This is a genomic window from Peribacillus sp. BM1 (assembly GCF_056679975.1).
In genome coordinates, this window is sequence record NZ_CM155259.1 from 1,216,049 (window position 1) to 1,236,785 (window position 20,737).

The window sequence follows — 20,737 nt, forward strand, 5'->3', positions numbered from 1 at the left end:
ATTTTTGAGACAGTAAGAAAACACCTTATTATGCAGCCAATTGACGGTATTGTACCGGCGATTGGCTATTTAGTTTCGTTTGAATACGGATATTGTTATAATAAGAAATATATTCTTCGACGATTTGAATCACATGCGCATTCGTTGTGCGGTAGATTTCGTCGAGATAGAACGTTTCAGACTTTAGCGAGGAGTGAAACGTTTCGATTGGGGAATGATCAGCGGGCGTGCCTTTACGAGACATGCTCATGTTCATTCCTTTTTCTTTTACTGCTTGTTGATAGGCATAAGACGTATAGACGGAACCCTGATCACTATGCAAGATACATCCTTCTGGTAAGTTTGGCAGTTGATGTAATGTATCTAGAACAAATGCAGGATCTTGGGTAAAATCCATTGTTTGTGCGACAATCTCACCATTATAGACATCAAGAATACTTGAAAGATACATCATGGACTGACCAAAAGACAAGTATGTAATATCCGTGACAAGCTTTTCAAGGGGGCTAGTCGCTGTAAAATCACGTGACAATAAATTAGGTGCTATATAGGCTGGCTGCCCTACACGCTTACGTTTTTTTACTTTTACTCGACATTGCCAGCCATATTTTTGCATGACACGTTGCACAGTTTTCTCACTCAGTTTTGGGAAGAAATCTGCAATTTTTCGATAACCATATCTAAATTTGTGTTGTTTGCACAAATCCCCAATTTGTTGGTCACGGATATCTTTCTGTGTTTGCCTGTCCCCATTGATTTTCCAGCGATAATAGGATGCACGGCTGACACCTAAATGACAACAGATTTCTTTGATAGGCATGATATCTCTTAATTCTTCTACTAATTGCACAACTATTTCGGGAACCACTTCCTTTCCAACTCTATGTACTTTTTTAAAACTTCAATTTGTTGCCTTAAATAGCGATTCTCAGCTTGTAACTTCGCGGTTTCATTTTCGTATTCAGGTCCTTTGCCAAACGTATATTGTTTATCGACGGGCTGTTCAAGGCGATGCAGTTCCCCCTTTCGATACCAACACATCCATGTTTTAAGTTGCGTATAGTTTCGGATATTTAATTCTCCCATTACTTCTTTTACTGGCACACCGGCTAATCGCATGTCAATTGCCTTCATTTTCACTTCTACCGGATAACTTACTCTCGTTCCCATAGAAAAAACACCTCCACGTTCATAATTTAGGCATTCAATACCCGTTTTTAAACGTAAGGTGTTTTTATTTGTCTCATATAATTAGGTCAGTGCCGTCAACATGGTTGGCGAAGAGGGGGGGGCTTTAGGTTAAAATAGCCAAATGGAGGATTCACTTTATCCTAGTTACTTCTCTTTATCAATCTTATTACCATCTCATTTATTTCTTCAAAAGTGGTGTTCAATGAAATAGCTAATTCTTTAAAGAGTATATTTTGTGGAGTGTCCAAAAGTTTACGATCTTGTTCGTAAAATTTTCTTTCCTGAAGTTCAACCTCAATTTTTTTTCGCATCAGCGTATTTACAACTTTAGCAATTTCTTTTCGATCACCTGTATTTACTAGATCGAAATATATATCGTGACGCATATTAGGTTTGTCAATCCATCTTATCCCAGTGTTTTTAAAAGATTCAAGTATTTCATCGGCTTCCTCTTGATGGATTAGTTCAAGCATGACTACCTTATCATTATTAATAGGAGTACTTATTGTTAATTGATGATTATTCTCTATAGGATGCAATACGTAATAAGGTCTTGTAATACCTGAAACTTTTTTTTTGCAAATATTATCAATTTTACAAATTCCATGTGCAGAATAGATGATTAAATCGCCTATATTAAACATTTTTTCCTCCTGATATGAAATGTCAACTAAATTGATAATAACTTAATAAAAAAATAATGTCAACTAGGTTGACGTTATGATTTTTTTTTTGATATAGTAAACAAACCGGTTGGTATGTGGGGGTGTGCAACGGAAATGGATACAAAATCGCTGATAATCAAAATCGCGACGAATCTTTTTCAGCAGAAAGGATATATAGGTGTAGGAGTAAACGAAATCTTAAAAGCCTGTCCGATTACAAAAGGTGCGCTCTATCATCATTTTCCGAATGGAAAAGAAGAATTACTCATCGCTTGTCTGAAGAACATAGATGAAGCGATTACTACAGATACCGAGGTGATTTTCAATCGATATCAAACAACGATGGAAGCCACAAAAAAGATGATTGAGAAATTAGTAGCCAACTTTGAGCGAGAAGGTACGATTACTGGTTATACATTTATCAGCATCGTTAGCGAAATGGCAGCACTAAGTGAAACAGTCCTAAATGCTTGTTCGGACCTTTACACAAAGATTCAAGGGATTTATTCGAACAAGTTAGTAGCAGATGGGTTTTCGAAAGAAATGGCTCATTCAATTGCCCTCATGATGACGGCTTCTATCGAGGGTGGAGTTATGCTTTGTTTAACCCATAAAACAAGTGAACCATTAAAAATTATTTCGCGGGGATTACCAAATTTATTAAAGGAGTTTTCATAAGTGAATACACAAGCCAAAACAGTTCCGACAACGCAACAACAGATCAAAACAGGCCCGATCATGGCTGCTCTTTTAGTAGCAGGTTTTGTTGGACTTTTTAGTGAAACGGCATTAAATATTGCCTTTACAGAATTAAGTAAAATATTCAGTGCCGATCCCACAACGATTCAGTGGTTAGCAACAGGTTATTTTCTAACATTAGGTATTTTAATACCAGTAACAGGTATTTTAATGCAAAAATTTACAACAAGACAAATGTTTATGACTGCTATATTGCTAGCCCTTATCGGTGCAATTTTAGCGGCAGTAGCCCCAACATTTAGTATTTTATTGGTGGCACGTGTTATTCAAGCAGCAGGATTAGCCATTACTTTACCTCTAACGCAAAATGTTATTTTTACCATCTTCCCTCCAAATAAACGTGGTGGCGCTATGGGGCTCATGGGATTAGTTATGTTAGCTGGGCCAGCACTAGGTCCAACAGTAGCAGGACTTATTTTAGATACATTATCATGGCATTGGATTTTCTGGGTTACAGTACCTTTCTTACTGTTTTCTCTTATTTTTGGGCAAATATATTTAACGAATGTGAATGAAGTACGTAAGGTTTCGATTGATGCACTATCTGTTATACTTTCGACGATTGCATTCGGTGGTATTGTATACGGATTTAGTGTATCCGGTGTTCACGGTTGGACAAGTGCAACGGTTTTAGGAACAATCATCATTGGATTGATAGCACTCATTCTTTTTGCAATTCGACAAACCAAAATGGAAAATCCTACGATGAATCTAAAGGCATTTAAAACCCCACTTTTCGTTCTTGGCGTCATAATGAGTTTTATTACGTTTTTTAATATGATGTCAATGCTTGTCATTTTACCAATGTATATGCAAATGGCTTTATTAATGGCTGCTTTTACAACAGGTCTTATCCTTCTACCAGGTAGCTTACTTAACTGTATCTTAGCTCCATCCATTGGTAAATTATTTGATAAATATGGTCCGAAAGCAGTGATTATACCTGGAACGATTTTAGTAGCTATTGGTTATGTATTATATTCACAATTTAGTACAGAAACGGCTATATGGATGGTTGTGGTAACTCATATTGTTATGATGTTAGGTATAGGGGCAGTGCTTGCTTCTGTACAAACAAACACGCTAAATTCGCTCCCTAAACAATACTATCCAGATGGAATTGCGATCACTCAAACAATCCAACAAGTAGCAGGCGCTATTGGTATTGCAGTATTGGTATCGGTTTTCTCAGCAAAACAGGGGAGTTACTTAGCAACAACTGCGAATGAATTGCCACAAGCAGCAGCTGTGGGATCATCACTAGTCTTTACAATCGGTTTAATATTAGCTGTAATTAATGTTGTACTGTCTTTCTTCCTGAAAAAGCCCCAGCATTAATCTAAAGACAATATTTCAAATGAATACAACGGACCCTTTATACAGGGGGGGAGAACTTCCATTGAATAGATTTCGAATCATGCTAGAAGGAGATTATGACAAATGGCCAATCATTATAAAAGCATTGTAGTGGCTGTACGGTTCAAACGAAGCTGAATATGCATTTCGCAAATCAATAGATGTTGCAAAACGTAACGAAGATTCAACATTAAACATAGTAAACGTAATCGATACTCGTTCATTCGAAGCTTACGAACGTTCAAGTGTTGAGCGTGCCGTGCTGCGATCAGAGGAACTTTTAAATGGCTATAAGGAACAAGCTTGAGGCTGAAGGTGTTGAGAACGTAGAGGTAGTAATTGAGCACGGTTCGCCAAGGACGATCATCACGAAAGAGCTTGCTAACTTAGTCGAGGCTGATTTAATTATTTGTGGTGCTACGGGGCTGAATGCTGTTGAACGTTTCTTAATTGGGTCTGTATCTGAAGCAATCGTGCGTTCAGCTAAATGTGATGTTTTAGTGATCCGTACACCTGAGTGATTGTTATGATTCTTAATTGAATGATTCGGTTATCCAAACATCAAAGAACGTGTATGATTTTTATAGCAACTAATCTGGAAATGTAACAAATCTACATCCATTACGAAATGTCAATGAACGATTCGATAATCACTACTATGATATCGGGGACGATGTTGACATTTTCTCCTACTGAAACAAAGTCAGAAAGAGAAGCAAAACGAGGACAAGGACGAGGATGGAATGAGAATTATTTCTCCTCCAGAGCTTACGGATTTTAGTGAAACGTCAACAACCATTCAAGACGCTTCAATGGTTAGGACTCTGGACGTTTGTGACGGAATGGCAAAGTTGAAAATTAAAAAGGCTTGTGAACCAAGAACAATTGGAAAAATTACTAAATGTGTTGCTGACTTCAACAACGGAATGATTAAGGAGCAAAGAGACATTGATTATGTCTAAAATATACTTTATCACCATTTGCTTCTTTCTCAGTTTCATTGTGTCACTGTTGGGAATGTATTTCGTTGCTTCATTTGTAGAGGAAGTCATAAAACGTGTTACTCATAAGAGGAAAAAATGACGTTGACTAATCAATCTTTTTTGTGAAAATGGACCTCTTTAACAAATGATAAAAACGCCTTTTGATCAAAAGGCGTTTTTTCAATTCTATATAGAACTAGCGTTTTCAATATACTTTTCATGAAACTTTATTCTAAAGCTACACCTTTTTTGAATTCTTCGTACAATATAGATTCTTAAAAGATAGTATCGAAAGTATTAAACGTAACACTGCCTATTTTCCATGGAACAAACGAGGATGAAGTGGAGAAAGGCGTCGGTCACTTTGCAGAAAGTGTGTTACTAGGTGAGAATGACAATTCCGTTCTTTCGGGTCATCGAGATACGGTATTCCGTAAACTCGGAAAAGTAGGTGAAGGTGATTTGTTGATTGTAAGAGCATCGGCGGGAGAATTCACATACAAAATCAACAAAGTTCGGATTGTGGATGAGGATGATCGAACTGTAATCGTTCCAAAACCACGTGCAACCCTAACCGTCAGTACATGTTATCCTTTTGATTTTATAGGGTTAGCACCTGAACGCTATATACTTGTCGTTTATCTGGCTTCAAAAACAGTAAGTTAATAAAAAGGAGATTTTTTGTTGCATCTATGGTCTCAACATTTCTTCTGTTAAATTAATAAGCGAGAGTCCTAATAAGATAAACCCTATTGGGACTTTTTTAATTTCTCGAGAATGTATTGTAGTTTAAAGTCAAATTGTAAGTTAAAAAGGCTACTTCTCAAATGGGCTTTCCTATAATCTATTTTTCTGTTTGGATAATGCCCCAGTTCATGTGTTCCTTTTTCTCAAAATCAGTGTATATCTTTGTCACAGAAACTTGTTGCATCCATACAATTGCTGTTGTATACTAGCTGAGTAAAAAAAGCGAACATTAAAAAGAATTTTAGTTTAAATATTCGTTTTAATCAAATAGGAGGAATTCACATCTATGAAAAACAGATTTAATCTTAAATATTTTACAGTAATCATGATTGCTGTTTTCATGCTAATTGGGTGTTCTAATAATCAAGATGAGTCTAATGTATCTTCAACTGAACAACAAGAAGAAAAAACAAATACAGCACAAACAGATAAGCGGGTTATTGGTATTATTGGTGCAATGAAAGAAGAAGTAGAAATCCTTCATGAGAAAATGAAAATTGAAAGTACTGAAACTGTAGCGGGAATGGAATTTTATAAAGGAACATTAGATGGTGAAAACATTGTCTTGGTTCAATCAGGAGTCGGTAAAGTTAATGCAGCTGCATGTACGCAAGTGCTAGTAGATCATTTTGGTGTTGACTATCTAATTAACTCCGGTGTTGCTGGTGGTCTAGGCCCTGATGTAACAGTAGGAGATATTGTTATTTCTACAGATGCTGTCCAACATGATGTAGATATCACTGCATTAGGGGAAGATCCTGGTGTCATTTCTAGAATGGATACAAGTATTTTTACAGCCGATGAAAAGTTAATTCAACTAGCACAGTCATCTGCAGAAGGATTATCTGAAGATATCAATGTTTTCCAAGGAAGAATCGCTAGTGGTGACCAATTCATTGCAAGCGCAGAACAAAAAGCAGAAATTAATGAAATATTCTCTCCATATGCAGTAGAAATGGAAGGAGCAGCTATTGCTCATGTTGCACATTTGAATGATGTACCTTTTGTTATTATTCGCGCTATCTCAGACGATGCCGGCGGCGAGGCTGATGTAAAGTATGAAGACTTTGTCAAAATGGCAGCTGAAAATGCCAGCAAGATGATTGAACAAATGATCAAAAGTGCTAATGAAAGCTTGTAATCTTTATTTGTTAAAAAGTTACCAGATATCTTAACGATAACATAGTATAAATATCTTCATATTTGTAAACCAAGAGTAACAGTACTGCGATCAAGTAGACTGTTACTCTTTTTACGCTTTTCACAATTTCTTCATCGTAAATAAAAGACATCCTATTATTTATAGCGGGATTTATATATATGAAAAGTAATATCTTTTAAAGCATAGAGTTGTTTAAATTACGAATATTGGCTTATAATTAAAAGTTCGTAATTGCTATTCTTACGAAGGTTTAAAAAGGAAGCTATTGCAAATAACTTCTATCTTTAGGGGTAACAATTAACGAATGGAGGAAATGAAATAATGTTTGATCTGCCAAATTGTCCAAAATGTAATTCTGAATACACATACGAAGATGGAAGTCTTTTTGTTTGCCCAGAATGTAGTCATGAGTGGACTTTAGAAGGAGAAACTGAAAATGGTGAAGGAGAAAAGATTATTAAAGATGCAAATGGTAACGTCTTAAATGATGGCGATTCTGTAACAGTAATCAAAGATCTTAAAGTAAAAGGAAGTTCATTAGTTGTAAAAATAGGGACAAAAGTAAAAAGTATACGTTTAGTTGATGGGGATCATGATATTGATTGTAAAATTGATGGTTTTGGAGAAATGAAATTAAAATCTGAATTTGTTAAAAAGGTATAAAGGAAATAGACCGAACTAATAGGTATGTTATAGAACACTTCCACTATGCAATCCTCGTTTGTAAAGATAGCATTTTTCTCTAAATAATTGATAAAACGAACAGGTGTGTTTTGAGCAGGGTCAGACATCACACACTAAAAACCGTTTTACACATAAAGGTGTGTATATAGATGTGGGTCTGACCTTTGTTATAGGGCAACATCTTTTGACTTAATACATAGTTTTATATAAGTAATTGTTCGGTCTTTACCTCTTTAAAATTCAGTTTTGGATCTATATCAAACAGTCAAAGTCGATAGAAGGCATTTAAGGTCTCATCAACTATTTTTAGTTTTAACAAAACCATTTATTACGTGTAGAGCTTCTAATAGAGGAGTGAGTTATTTTTGCTTTTCTGTTATCTGCTCATCTTTAGATGTGTCATGGCCTACTGTGAAGTTTAAAGTTATAACACCGATAATAATGAGTAGTATTGAAAAAATTTTTAGTAAGCTAAAACTTTCATTAAAGAAAAAAACGCCAATGAAAGTGATGATCAATATACCAATACCAGACCAAATTGCATAGGCAACTGACACCTCAATGGTCTTCAGTGCTAACGTTAAAAAACTAAGGCTACCAATGTAAAAGAAAGCTAATAATAGACTTGGTACTAATTTTGTGAATCCCTCAGATAATTTCATATTGATTGTGCCCGCTACTTCAAGCAAGATAGCTAGGCATAAATATACCCAAGACAAATTCATTCCTCCTTACTAAATTAAGACTCATAGTAGATTGTAAATTCTGATAATTTAATTATACATGAAAGAAGTACATAACAGTTATCTGTAGCTACCTGTTTTTAAGAGGAATGTTATAAATGGATAAAAAGATGTATGATCACCGATACTAAAAAATTTATGCAACCTTACAAGGTTTTTTTTTGAAAGGTTTTTCAGGTAGAATTAAAAATTGTTTCCCGTGGAACAATTTTTTTTGCCGCTTGTCGTTCAAATATCTCGTTGCTACCATTTTGTACATTATTAGTTCGAAAAAGATGGTAAAGTAGTGTGATGTGTAAGTTGACTAATTACGTCTATCATATCTTAGTTGTTGAGGAGTCTGGTCCTTTGCTTGTGGGACAGCTACTATTGTCTGGTAAGTTTGCTTCTGAGTCATTTTCTACATTGAAAAAAATAATCTGAACTTTTAAAGTAATAAGAGGAATTAGCTGTTATGTTGGGTGAACAATTTAAGATTATAAATGAATAGAATGAAATGGTTTTTCTAATATGACGGCTTCGTAGCAGGAGTGGAGAGTATGAAACCAGTGATCAATATAATTTCATTAAAGCGCACATACAGACTGTATTGAGCGAATTACTCGTTAATAGGGTTGGAACAGTTAAAAAAACCAGTTTTCACATGCGGATAACTGGTTTTTAAGGATAACTAGGCTTATTTATTTACTTGATGCTCTGAATAGAAAAAATCAACCGGATGTAGCCAATTGATTCGTGCCAGTCGAGCAGCTTCATCTTTATTATTCTCTTCGAAAGCATTCAAAATTGCTTCATGTTCTTCGATTGAACGTTGCGTGAAAACAATCGATGAATGAAAATAAAGTCGAAAAACATGTGACTGAAGCGTGGAAACTGAACTTGAGATATACTCATTGTGAGCGTTCTCTACAATGATATTGTGGAATTGTTCATCCAACTTTAAGGTATTGTCAGAGTCGCCATTTTTAATAGATTGAGCAAATTTCGTATTAATATCACGTAGCAAATGAAGCGTTTCTTGATTAATAACAGGTGTTGCAAGTTCTGTGGCTAATGCTTGTAACACTGCTAATGGAGGCAATATTTTTGAAACATCCTCTTTATTTAAGGTGGTCACTTGTGTGCCGACTCCTGGATACATTTCGACGAAACCTTGGACATTAAGCAATTGCAAGGCTTCCCTAATAGGAGTTCTACTTACACCCAACGCTTGTGCAAGGTCAGCATCATGCAGTTTTTCTCCTGGTTGAAGAGTACCATCAATAATCCATTCTTGAATTTGATTAAATGCACGTTTTTTGGCAGATAAACGAGGTTTTATTGAAAAATTAGTAGGTATGGGCATTGTATGACCGCCTTTAATAGTGCTAGTTAAGTTATAGTAAAATCACATTGTAATCGCTTTATTAAAATCTATCTATTTTCAAGTCTCAGCCTGTACTTGACTGTAGTATATAAAAAAACAGTGATAAATTCAATATATTACATGTAAATTAAAAATTGCAAATTCTCCGAAATATATTGCACAAGTATAATTTCTATGTTATCTTTCGTATATTAAAAAAATAATTTACTTGCTGCGAAGGGAGTTTAATATGACGAACAAAATATCATTTTCATTTTTAGTAGCTATAGGATTTATGTTATTCGCTTTATTCTTTGGGGCTGGAAATCTTATTTTTCCTGTAATGCTCGGTCAATCATCAGGTGTGAATTTCTGGTCAGCTAATGCTGGGTTTGTTGTAACAGGGGTCGGGCTTCCGTTACTAGGCGTTCTGGCATTTGGGATATCGGGTAAAAGTGATTTACAATCACTAGCGAGTCGCGTACATCCAATTTTTGGACTTGTTTTCACGATGGCTCTTTACTTATCAATTGGCCCATTATTCGCGATACCAAGAACGGGCAGTGTTTCATACGAAATCGCTTTGAAACCTTACTTGTCTGAAAATGTTGGCTTTTTACCTTTACTAATTTTCACGATCATATTCTTCGGTGTTACTTGTTTTTTTTCACTCAATTCTGCGAAAATTGTCGATATAGTAGGAAAAATCTTGACGCCTATTTTGTTAATTGTAATAGCAATATTGATTATAGCAGGCATAATCAATCCGATTGGTCAATTCCAAGCGCCGGTTGATGCTTATAAGGAGAATGCATTCTTTAAAGGGTTCCAAGAGGGATATTTAACAATGGATACTCTTGCAGCATTTGTTTTTGGAATCATTATTATTAATGCAATTAAGGATAAAGGGGTAACAACCAAGAAGCAGATTATGGTGGTTTGTACACAAGCCGCATTAATTGCCTCAGCGCTTTTGGCTATTATCTATACGTCTCTTACGTATATGGGGGCATCAAGTGTAGCGGGAGTTGGGCATTTAGAAAATGGCGGAGCGGTTTTAACAGCCATTTCTAATCACTACTTCGGATCATTTGGGGGGCCTTTGCTAGGAGTAATCGTGTTAGGCGCATGTTTAACAACGAGTATTGGACTCATTACTGCGTGTTCATCTTATTTCCATAAGCTATTTCCAACCATTTCTTACAAAATGTTTGCCGTTGTACTGTCTGTTTTTAGCATGATTTTTGCGAATGTCGGTTTAATGAAATTAATTAGTATTTCTGTTCCTGTTCTTACAGCGATTTATCCATTAGCGATCGCGTTAATCTTCTTAACCTTCTTACATTCGTTCTTTAAAGGAAGACAAGAAGTTTATCTAGGCACAATGCTCATGACTTTTGTTATCAGTTTATTTGACGGATTAGGTGCTGCGGGATTGAATATTAAAGTAATTGATGACCTATTTACTGCGATTCTACCTGGATATGAAGTAGGGCTCGGCTGGATCGGTTCTGCTATTATAGGAGGAATATTAGGATATCTTATCAGTATCTTAAGAAAAAAACTTAATCCTTACGCTGCTCAATTAGATTGAGAGGAGAACTAGTAAAAGGAATTTAGCAACTTTGATTCTTCGCATTACGACCTAATCATTGTCTAATTTGTAAACAAAGGATGCTCCAAAAGGTCAGACCTCACACTCTATACACCGTTTATCGAGTCATGTTCATGTCTCAAATGGTATATAGTAGTTGTGGAGTCTTGACCTTTTTGGTTTTTGGGCATCCTCTTTTTTATAAAACCGGATTTTACGACCACTATGTAGGGAGTAAGTTAAGAGTCCATTTCCTCTATTTTTAAATGTAGATTCTAGATTGGCATATATTCCATACAATTTAGTATGGTCTATTTTTGGTGGGATATAAAATAGAATTATGCATAAAATTGGCTTCATTCGTTTCATCGTCTTATCAACCCTTTCAGAGTGAAGTTTTGGTAGTTTTACTATCGAAATCAATGTTTTTACTTCCTATGATATTAGTGTTTTGTTGCTAGTAACTCTGCTACTCCTTTTAAATAAAATTCACAGTTCCGTTTAGTTCTTCAAAACCTCGGCTAAATATTGAGTAGTAAGTAAAGGTGCGATTTCCTTGTTTAATCCATACTTGCGTCATTGACTGGACCTTTACTAATCGTAAACAATTACTTATACTAGTATAATTACAGTACATACGTTTTTTGAACATAGTGATAAAAAATATACTATAAGATATTTAAGAGGTGGAGCAAATGCCAAATCTAGTGGATAAATTTTTTAATTGTGAAAAAGAATTGACTCTTTCTGTTATTGGTGGAAAATGGAAAATGTTGATATTGTGGCATTTAGGGAAAGAAGGAACTAAACGATTTGGTGAACTGAAGGCGCTTATGCCAGGGATTACCCAACGAATGTTAGTGAATCAATTGCGTGAGCTAGAGGATCATTTGATTATCCATCGCGAGGTCTATCCTGTTGTACCTCCAAAGGTAGAGTATTCTCTTACTGAGCATGGGCGGAGCTTAATGCCGATTCTAGATTCTATGTATGAATGGGGAAAATATTATATCGAGAATGTATTACAAACGGAAACTGAAGAAAATGAGTCTAATGAATAGAAATAAAACTATCTCATTATAATAACGTCCACGGTCGGCAATCTTATAAAAATGCTTTCCGTGGTATTATAAAAAATTCCTCTTCCTTTAAAAATATCTCTTGCAAACGCAAACATATCTTTATATAATAATGTTAGACAAAGGATTGTTACTGTTCGGCAGGCAAAACCTGAATTGATTGGAATATTACGGGGAAACTGTAATATTGGGATCAGTTCAGGTTTTTTTGTTAGTCTATAATAAAATCAGTGATAAGGTGACTCATTATGCTCATAAAAAAGGTCTTTAACAACAACGTTATACTGACGGAAGACGGGAACCAAGAAGAAATGGTTGTTATGGGTCGTGGACTTGCATTTCAGAAGAAAATTGGAGATAGGATCGACGAAACAAAGATTGAGAAAACCTTTGTCATTCATTCGAAAAATGTCTTTGATAAATTATCTGAGTTGCTTAAAGAAATCCCATTTGATCACTTGGAACTGTCTAATGATATTATCGAATTGGCCAAACGAGAATTAGGATATCAGTTAAACGAAACCATTTACTTGTCGCTGACGGATCATATTCATTTTGCGCTAACAAGAATTCAAGAAGGACTGACAGTAAAGAATGCCCTATTGTGGGAGGTCAAGAAGTTTTACAAAGATGAATATCGAGTAGCTAAACAAGCGGTACAGATGATTTGGGACCGAACAGGTATTCAATTACCAGATGACGAGCGTGCATCGATTGCGCTTCATCTGTTCAATGCAAGGCATGATTCGGCGGGCATGGAACAAACCATGGAGATGACTGTGATTGTCAATGATATTATTACGATCGTGAAATATCATTTTGGCATCACTTTTGATGAAGACTCAATGAATTATAGTCGATTTATTACTCATTTACGCTATTTTGCTTACCGTATGCAAAGAGGGGAATTATCTCATGAAGACGAGGACCCATTATTTGATCAAGTGAGTAAGCAGTATTCACAAGCGTATCAATGTACCATCAAAGTACAAACATATTTGCAGTTAAATTATAACGTTCAGATGACGAAGGATGAAATGGTGTATTTCATGATCCATATTCATCGCGTATCTAGTCGTGAGAAAAGAGCATAATCTTTCTGATTAGGATTGTTACTGCTTGGCAGGCAAAACCTGAGAAGAAGTGTTGGTAAAAGTGGGTGTGTAAAGCCCCTGTTTATCCACATTTCTTTTCAGGTTTTTTATTTTTTTATCGTAAAAGAAGGGTAGCAAACCCCCTTATATCACTAAGTGAAGGATAAAGGGAATTTAGGAGGGGGATTATTACTCATAAAACCTAACAACGGATAGGGTGTCGTAGTCAATTTACAAAAAAAGGGAGAACTGACAGATGGATAACAGAGAACTTGCTGAGAAGATTGTCGAAAAGGTAGGCGGCGAAGAGAATATAAACTCTCTCGTACATTGTGCGACTCGTTTACGTTTTAAATTGGATGATCATAGTAAAGCGAAAAAAGACGAACTCCAAAACATGGAGGATGTCATCACTGTAGTTGAAAATGGTGGCCAATTTCAAGTTGTTATTGGGAATCATGTGCCAAAGGTGTATGCGGAAGTTATGAAGGTAGCAAAGATTAGTGGGGAAACGAATAAAGAATCGACATCAAATGAAAAGGTCAATCCAGTCTCAAAGGTTTTTGAATATATTTCAGGAACGTTCTCTCCTTTGATTCCCGCAATAGCTGGGGCGGGGATGATTAAAGCCCTTCTTGCGATATTAACATTATTAAATTGGATTGATGTAGAAGGCAGTACGTATTCAGTGCTAAATGCGGCATCGGGCGGAGTATTTTTCTTCTTGCCTATTTTCGTAGGGATTACAGCCGCGTTGAAACTCGGTGCGAATCCATATGTCGGTGGCGCGATTGGAGCGGGTTTATTAGAACCTAGCTTTACAGCTCTTCTTGAACACGGAACTCGGTCAGAATTTTTGAATTTGCCGTTAATTTTGACCAATTATTCATCAACTGTATTTCCGATGTTGATTGCAATTGCTATTTTTGCTCTATTAGAAAAATGGGTTAAAAAGGTTACACCGAGTGTACTCACACTATTTTTCACGCCGATGGTTTGTCTTCTCATCATGGTTCCGTTAACGGCTTTAGTATTTGGTCCGTTTGCAGTGTACGTGAGTGACGGAATTTTGAACGGTGTTTCTTATCTATCGTCTGTATCGGCTATTCTAACTGGGGTTATTATTGCGGGTGTGTGGCCATTCCTTGTTATTCTTGGTGTCCATTGGGGTGTAGTACCAATCATGATTAGTGCGTTTGCCAAAGGCGGGGATGTGATTGGCCCCATTACAGCAGCTTCAACGTTTGCTCAAATAGGTGTTGCTTTTGGTGTGTTCCTTCGTGCGCGTGACAAGAATTTGAAATCCTTGACCCTTGGTGCGACGTTATCAGGTGTCCTTGCAGGTGTGACGGAGCCGATTATATATGGTGTGATCATGCGCTATCGCCGTCTAATTCCAATCATGGTGATTGCAGGTGTTATTGGCGGAGCCATTGTTGCGACATTTGATGTACGTGTCTTCACGTTTGTATTTAACAGCGTCTTAACAATCCCGGCTTATCAGCCTCCAGTTCAATATGCAATAGGAGTGATTATGGCTTTCTTGGTTGGGACCATTCTGACTTTTATATTCGGATATGAGAAAAAGAAAGAAGAAATAAAACCAGAACAAGCAACACCGGTTCCACCAGCTAGAGATAAAAAAATGGCTATAGCTAGTCCTATCGAAGGTGCGCTTCTTCCGTTAACAGATGTACCGGATCCAGTATTCTCTAGTGGAGCGATGGGCAAAGGAGTTGGAGTTGAACCTACGATTGGGCGCGCTGTTGCTCCGTTTGATGGAACGGTCACAATGATTTTTCCAACAAGCCATGCGATTGGATTAACTTCAAATGATGGAGTAGAAGTTCTCATCCATATTGGGCTAGATACGGTCCAATTAGAAGGAAAACATTTTACTGCCCATGTCGAAAATGGACAGGCAGTTAATCAAGGAGACATTCTTGTAGAATTTGATATTGCTAGTATTAAAGAAGCAGGATATAAAGTAACGACACCAGTGATTGTAACGAATACAACAAATTATTTAGATGTCATTGCAGATGAGCCGAAAGAAGTAGTTAGCGGGCAGTCGATCCTTACAGTTATTAATTAAGATGTGAATTGTATGTCCAATGGGGAATGCAATTCACAGTGATTAAACGATACGGGAGATATCAACAGCCATTTTTTGTTGTGGGAAAGTGACGAATCACTAAAACATGAAAACACAAAGGTTTATTTTGTAAAGAAAGTCAGTCGAAGAAGGTAAATAAATATAAGGGAGAGATTCGAAAATGAAACATACTTCTTTAAAAACATTTCCGGAAAATTTTCTATGGGGTGGTTCAACATCTGCTTATCAAGTAGAAGGTGCATGGAATGAAGATGGCAAAGGCCCATCTGTTGTAGACATGGCCAACCACGTAGAAGGTGTGACAGATTTTAAGGTAACGAGTGACCATTATCATCACTACAAAGAAGACGTGGCATTATTTGCTGAAATGGGCTTTAAAGCCTATCGCTTTTCGATTGCTTGGACACGTATTTTCCCGGCAGGTACAGGGGAAGTCAATGCGAAGGGTGTAGAATTTTACCATAACCTAATTGATGAAATTAAACAGCATAATATGGAACCAATCGTAACGATGTATCACTTTGATTTACCTTATGCTCTTCAACAACAAGGTGGCTGGGCGAATCGCGCAACGGTCGATGCCTTCGAGCGATACGCAGAAGTATTATTTAACGAATACGGCGACAAGGTGACATACTGGTTAACCATTAATGAACAGAATATGATGATTCTCCATGGGGATGCTCTTGGAACATTGGACCCGAGCTTGAAGGATCCAAAGAAAGACTTATATCAACAAAACCATCACATGTTAGTCGCGCAGGCAAAAGCGATGAAGATGTGTCACGACAAATTGCCGCACGCGAAGATTGGTCCTGCTCCGAATATCGTTTCGATTTATCCTGCAACGTCTAAACCAGAAGACATTTTAGCAGCAGATAACTATGCGGCAATCCGCAACTGGTTGTACCTAGATGTGGCTGTGTTCGGCAAATATAACCATGTTGTATGGTCCTATCTTGAAGAAAACGGATGGACACCTTTGATTCAGGATGGAGATATGGAAATTCTTAGAGGGGCAAAACCAGATTTCATCGCCTTTAACTACTATACATCTCAGACCGTCCAAGAAAGCACGCGTGAAGGGGAAGACAAGCAAGGAACGGGTGATCAACATTTAACAATCGGAGAGTCAGGCGTATTCAAAGGTGCGAAAAATCAACATTTGAAGACGAACGAATTTGGTTGGGAGATCGATCCAGTTGGATTCCGTACAACTCTTCGTCAAATCTATTCACGTTACGGATTGCCATTAATCGTAACAGAAACAGGGCTTGGAGCATTCGATAAGTTAGAAGAAGGCGACAAAGTATATGATGAATACCGCATAGATTTCTTGCGTAAGCATCTTGAACAAATGCAATTGGCAATTTCCGACGGTGTAGAAGTATTTGGCTTCTGTCCATGGTCAGCGATTGATTTAGTCAGTACGCACCAAGGTATTAGCAAACGCTACGGTTTTATCTATGTTAACCGTGATGAATTTGAGCTACTTGATATGCGTCGCATCCGTAAAGACAGTTTCTATTGGTACCAAAACGTCATTAAAACGAATGGACAAGAGATTTAATCTATGCACAAGAGTTGTCCTATAAGTAAACAACTACTACTCACAGTTTAAATGAAGTAAGTCACACTATAAACTGTGTGGTGAGTGTTGGGTTAGACCCTTTTGGGACATCCCTCATAAATGGTTAGAATCTACGAAAATGATAGTAAGAATATAGCAGTTTATTTACATAAATTGAAAGGGGATTATCAAAATGACAATCACAAAAAAGGAATTTCCAAAAGGCTTTTTATGGGGCGGTGCTACAGCGGCGAACCAATTAGAAGGTGCATTTGACCAAGATGGGAAAGGTTTGTCTAGTGCAGATTTAGTTGCTTATATCCCGAAAGATCAAAGAAAGAAAGATAATGCGATCGAAATCACTTCGGATGAAATTGAGAAAATCTTGTCAGGTGAAAAAGTTGCTAGGTTTCCTAAAAGGGAAGGTATCGATTTTTATCACCGCTATAAAGAAGATATCGCATTATTCGCTGAAATGGGCTTTAAGGTTTTCAGATTATCGCTTAACTGGGCACGGGTTTTTCCAAATGGAGATGACCAAGAACCAAATGAAGCAGGTCTAAAATTTTACGATGATGTGTTTGATGAACTTCATAAACATGGAATTGAGCCTTTAGTTACCCTTTCGCACTATGAAACGCCTTATGGACTTACTGAAAAATATAATGGTTGGCTAGGGCGAGAAGTCATTGGCTGCTTTGAAAAATATGCCAAAACCGTATTTACACGTTATAAGGACAAAGTGAAATATTGGCTGACATTTAATGAAATTAATATGATTACATTGAGTCCGTTTACGGGTGGAGGCATTGTTTCTGATCGTACAGATCATCCTTTACAAGCTCAATATCAAGGATTGCATCATCAATTCGTTGCAAGTGCATTAGCTACAAAGGCTTGTCATGAGATAATCCCTGGTGCAAAAATCGGCTGTATGCTTGCGAGGATGGAAACGTATCCGAATACGCCTAATCCGTTAGATGTGCGAAAAGCACAATTAGAAAACCAAATGAACCTTTTCTTCACAGACGTACATGCGCGTGGAGAGTACCCAAACTATATGAATCGTTTCTTTAAAGAAAATCAAATTTCTATTAAAAAAGAAGATGGTGACGATGAAATACTAAAAGAATATACTGTGGATTTCGTTTCTTTTAGTTATTACATGTCTTTAACTGCTTCTGCAAGTCCAGAAGGGGAAAGAGCGCAAGGGAACTTATTTGGTGGTGTCAAAAATCCATATTTGGAATCATCAGATTGGGGTTGGCAAATTGACCCTATTGGATTAAGAATTATGCTGAATGATATGTATGACCGCTATCAAAAACCATTATTCCTTGTAGAAAATGGCTTGGGTGCTTATGATAAAGTTGAAGAAGATGGCTCGATTCACGATGATTATCGTATCGACTACTTAAGAAAACACATTGAACAAATGCGAGAAGCGATTGAAGATGGTGTTGATCTTATAGGGTATACAAGCTGGGGGCCAATTGACTTAGTAAGTATGTCTACTTCTGAAATGTCTAAACGCTATGGATTTATTTACGTTGATTTAGATGATGATGGAAATGGAACTTTAAAGAGATCGAAGAAGGATTCTTTTGATTGGTATAAAAAAGTCATTGAGTCTAATGGTGCTGAATTATAATATCGTAAGTATTTATCTTGGTATATGCGAAATCTAAATAGTAAGAATCAGGATGTCTCATAAGGGTCTGACCTCGCACTCTAAATCAGTATGTAGTGTTTCATACACGTATTTTATACTGTATTTAGTTGTTGCGGGGTCTGACCCTTTGCGTTTGAATGAATTGGCGGTGTAATACAAAAGAGTGAAAGAACTAGTCCATCTCAATATACTTCCTATGCTGAATAATCCTAAAAATAGGGTATAATAATAATAATAGAATGCAAGTTCATGCACAGAAAAGGAGATAGACATTCTATCTTGAGTGATCTTTAGCAGGATAATGCATGTTGTTAGCGAACGTAAATAATGATTGATGAAAATGGATAATTGGAGGCGAAGGAATGTTTAGTACAATTGAAGATTTTTTGACAAATTGGAAGCATGAAAGTGGATCTACGCAAAAAATACTGAATGCGTTGACCGATGAATCATTAGCGCAGGAAGTATCTCCTGAGGATCGTACACTTGGACGAATCGCGTGGCATGTCGTTACGACCCTTGATGAAATGATAGGGCGTACAGGGCTTGTTTTTAAAGCTACTCGGCACGATTTACCAGTCCCGAAAACGTCGAGTGAAATCGCAGAAGCATATCGCACATCAAGCGAAGAGATGGTCGCTTCGATTCGCGAACAGTGGAATGACGAAACACTGAACGAAGAGAGAGATATGTACGGAGAAATGTGGTCCATTAACACGGTGCTCGGGCTGATAATCACACATCAAGCACATCATCGTGGCCAAATGACCGTGCTCATGCGTCAAGCGGGTCTGACCGTACCCGGCATATATGGACCAGCAAGGGAAGAGTGGGCGGCATTTGGAGGACAAGCTCCTGAAGTATAAGTATGAAAATAGAAAATAATCTTTAATCGGCCTATTATTTTAGGCTATGTTAAACAATAGTGTTGATGTTAGAGATCTTAAATAAAGGTCTCTTTTCATTACCATACTGATAGTCTTGTTCTTGAATCATTTTCATTGGTTATATATTCAATATCTTTAAATCCACAATCTATTGCATTTTTGTGTAATAAATCGATTGCTTTCTGATTTTTGCAATATATGGTGACATAACTGCAATCCACCACTAATAGAACCAGTTCACAATTACTTTCAATAAATTCCTCAAAGGTCTCAATATGGGGCACTTCACCTTTTGAAAAGGCTTGTAAATCAGCGGAAATAATATAATACTTATTGGGTTTTAATAAATTTTTAAGTTCTGCACCCTTAATAACATCTCTGTCTTCCGAGAAAAGTTCTTTATCTAATTGGTCATCAACTACCATATATGACTCACCGCTGCCAATTCGCCAATTAAAAGCAGTAATATCAATAGGCTTTAGCACTTCTCCAAGCAAACTTCCATACTCGTTTGAAATTTCAAAGCTGATTCCTCTCCTCATAAAATCGCACCTCCCGAAATAACTACAAATAAGGAGAAAGGTTAAACCAATTAAAACTTTTGTGAAATCCACCTATTGTTTCGCTTTCTTTAGGGCTATTTCCGCCCGTTTGCCTTCTTTTTTTATTTATTTAGTATTCATGAAATCAGTTATGTCTATTAATTGATGTTGTCCACTAAGGTTGATCCTATCGTTTTTATATCTTCTCCCTTTCTTTCAAAAAAACTCCCTGTTTAAACCTATTAATATTTGGGTATTTAAAAACTAAAGGTGCCAGAGACCCCCCGGAAATTCTCGAATATGCGGGGGCGACGGTATGCATTTAGTTTTGCGAATTTTATGAAAAGCAGTCCGCCAAGGAAGTGTAAAGAGCTGACAACGTTTTTACAACAAATGAGTATAATAGAACGATTGTTCCGATAAATATTTCAATTTTACATAGAAACTTGTCTCATCTATAGAAAAGGCCAGTCCATTGCGTAATCAATTCAGTGCTGCCTGTTGTGCGGAAGAGAACTATTTCATGAATGATAAGAAAATAATAGGAA

17 protein-coding genes and 2 pseudogenes are annotated in these 20,737 nt (G+C 36.8%); 14 read left to right on the plus strand and 5 right to left on the minus strand.

Translation table 11 applies throughout. From position 1 onward, the window contains the following. Positions 1-28: 28 nt before the first annotated feature. Positions 29-1,170 (minus strand): IS3 family transposase gene (locus AC1MGI_RS05985; RefSeq protein ID WP_480348908.1). Its coding sequence is split into 2 segments (ribosomal slippage): positions 29-897 and positions 897-1,170, totalling 1,143 coding nucleotides; the frame shifts between segments, so codons are not numbered across the junction. 161 nt (positions 1,171-1,331) lie between these two features. Then, positions 1,332-1,835 carry a CarD family transcriptional regulator gene (locus AC1MGI_RS05990; RefSeq protein WP_480348909.1) on the minus strand — a complete coding sequence of 168 codons (504 nt, stop codon included), beginning with the start codon at positions 1,833-1,835 and terminating at the stop codon, positions 1,332-1,334. A gap of 135 nt (positions 1,836-1,970) precedes the next feature. On the opposite strand from AC1MGI_RS05990, the gene AC1MGI_RS05995 reads away from it, so the two are divergent. The 7 genes and pseudogenes from AC1MGI_RS05995 (at position 1,971) to AC1MGI_RS06025 (ending at position 7,526) form a co-directional block, all read left to right on the plus strand. Continuing rightward, positions 1,971-2,534, plus strand: a complete 564-nt coding sequence (locus AC1MGI_RS05995; RefSeq protein ID WP_480348910.1) for a TetR/AcrR family transcriptional regulator — start codon at positions 1,971-1,973, stop codon at positions 2,532-2,534. Positions 2,535-2,594: 60 nt separating this feature from the next. Then, positions 2,595-3,953 (plus strand): DHA2 family efflux MFS transporter permease subunit, encoded by a 1,359-nt coding sequence (locus AC1MGI_RS06000; protein ID WP_480349712.1) that lies wholly within the window; start codon positions 2,595-2,597, stop codon positions 3,951-3,953. A gap of 102 nt (positions 3,954-4,055) precedes the next feature. Beyond that, positions 4,056-4,492, plus strand: a pseudogene (locus tag AC1MGI_RS06005) (universal stress protein). Positions 4,493-4,714: 222 nt separating this feature from the next. Beyond that, the gene (locus AC1MGI_RS06010; protein ID WP_480348911.1) at positions 4,715-4,933 is read left to right on the plus strand and encodes a hypothetical protein; all 219 of its coding nucleotides are present in this window, start codon (positions 4,715-4,717) and stop codon (positions 4,931-4,933) included. A gap of 321 nt (positions 4,934-5,254) precedes the next feature. Beyond that, positions 5,255-5,620, plus strand: a pseudogene (locus AC1MGI_RS06015) (class D sortase); the annotation flags it as partial. Between the two features lie 367 nt (positions 5,621-5,987). Continuing rightward, a complete protein-coding gene (locus AC1MGI_RS06020; protein ID WP_480348912.1) occupies positions 5,988-6,842 on the plus strand; it encodes a 5'-methylthioadenosine/adenosylhomocysteine nucleosidase in 855 nt (284 codons plus the stop codon). A 342-nt stretch (positions 6,843-7,184) separates the two neighbouring features. Next, a complete protein-coding gene (locus tag AC1MGI_RS06025) occupies positions 7,185-7,526 on the plus strand; it encodes a zinc ribbon domain-containing protein YjdM (protein ID WP_062187079.1) in 342 nt (113 codons plus the stop codon). Positions 7,527-7,906: 380 nt separating this feature from the next. On the opposite strand, the gene AC1MGI_RS06030 is transcribed toward AC1MGI_RS06025, so the two are convergent. Both AC1MGI_RS06030 and AC1MGI_RS06035 read right to left on the minus strand, forming a co-directional pair. Further along, positions 7,907-8,266 (minus strand): DMT family transporter, encoded by a 360-nt coding sequence (locus AC1MGI_RS06030; protein ID WP_480348913.1) that lies wholly within the window; start codon positions 8,264-8,266, stop codon positions 7,907-7,909. Between the two features lie 700 nt (positions 8,267-8,966). Continuing rightward, complete coding sequence (locus AC1MGI_RS06035) at positions 8,967-9,635, minus strand: GntR family transcriptional regulator (protein ID WP_454213840.1); 669 nt, start codon at positions 9,633-9,635, stop codon at positions 8,967-8,969. A 250-nt stretch (positions 9,636-9,885) separates the two neighbouring features. Here AC1MGI_RS06035 and brnQ point away from each other — a divergent pair, with 250 nt between their 5' ends. The 7 genes from brnQ (at position 9,886) to AC1MGI_RS06070 (ending at position 19,626) form a co-directional block, all read left to right on the plus strand. Beyond that, a complete protein-coding gene (brnQ, locus tag AC1MGI_RS06040; protein WP_480348914.1) occupies positions 9,886-11,229 on the plus strand; it encodes a branched-chain amino acid transport system II carrier protein in 1,344 nt (447 codons plus the stop codon). Positions 11,230-11,924: 695 nt separating this feature from the next. Further along, on the plus strand, positions 11,925-12,290 hold the full coding sequence (locus AC1MGI_RS06045) for a winged helix-turn-helix transcriptional regulator (RefSeq protein WP_480348915.1): 366 nt from the start codon (positions 11,925-11,927) through the stop codon (positions 12,288-12,290). 266 nt (positions 12,291-12,556) lie between these two features. Further along, positions 12,557-13,402 (plus strand): BglG family transcription antiterminator LicT, encoded by an 846-nt coding sequence (licT, locus tag AC1MGI_RS06050; protein WP_062186971.1) that lies wholly within the window; start codon positions 12,557-12,559, stop codon positions 13,400-13,402. Between the two features lie 256 nt (positions 13,403-13,658). Continuing rightward, complete coding sequence (locus AC1MGI_RS06055; RefSeq protein WP_480348916.1) at positions 13,659-15,497, plus strand: beta-glucoside-specific PTS transporter subunit IIABC; 1,839 nt, start codon at positions 13,659-13,661, stop codon at positions 15,495-15,497. Positions 15,498-15,678: 181 nt separating this feature from the next. Beyond that, positions 15,679-17,088: a glycoside hydrolase family 1 protein gene (locus AC1MGI_RS06060; RefSeq protein WP_480348917.1), complete on the plus strand. Its 1,410-nt coding sequence runs from the start codon at positions 15,679-15,681 to the stop codon at positions 17,086-17,088. Between the two features lie 193 nt (positions 17,089-17,281). Continuing rightward, a complete protein-coding gene (locus AC1MGI_RS06065; RefSeq protein ID WP_480348918.1) occupies positions 17,282-18,739 on the plus strand; it encodes a glycoside hydrolase family 1 protein in 1,458 nt (485 codons plus the stop codon). Between the two features lie 383 nt (positions 18,740-19,122). Then, on the plus strand, positions 19,123-19,626 hold the full coding sequence (locus AC1MGI_RS06070) for a DinB family protein (protein WP_480348919.1): 504 nt from the start codon (positions 19,123-19,125) through the stop codon (positions 19,624-19,626). A 98-nt stretch (positions 19,627-19,724) separates the two neighbouring features. Here the strand turns inward: AC1MGI_RS06070 and AC1MGI_RS06075 are convergent, their stop codons facing one another. Then, the gene (locus AC1MGI_RS06075; RefSeq protein ID WP_480348920.1) at positions 19,725-20,189 is read right to left on the minus strand and encodes a DUF2691 family protein; all 465 of its coding nucleotides are present in this window, start codon (positions 20,187-20,189) and stop codon (positions 19,725-19,727) included. Positions 20,190-20,737 lie beyond the last annotated feature (548 nt).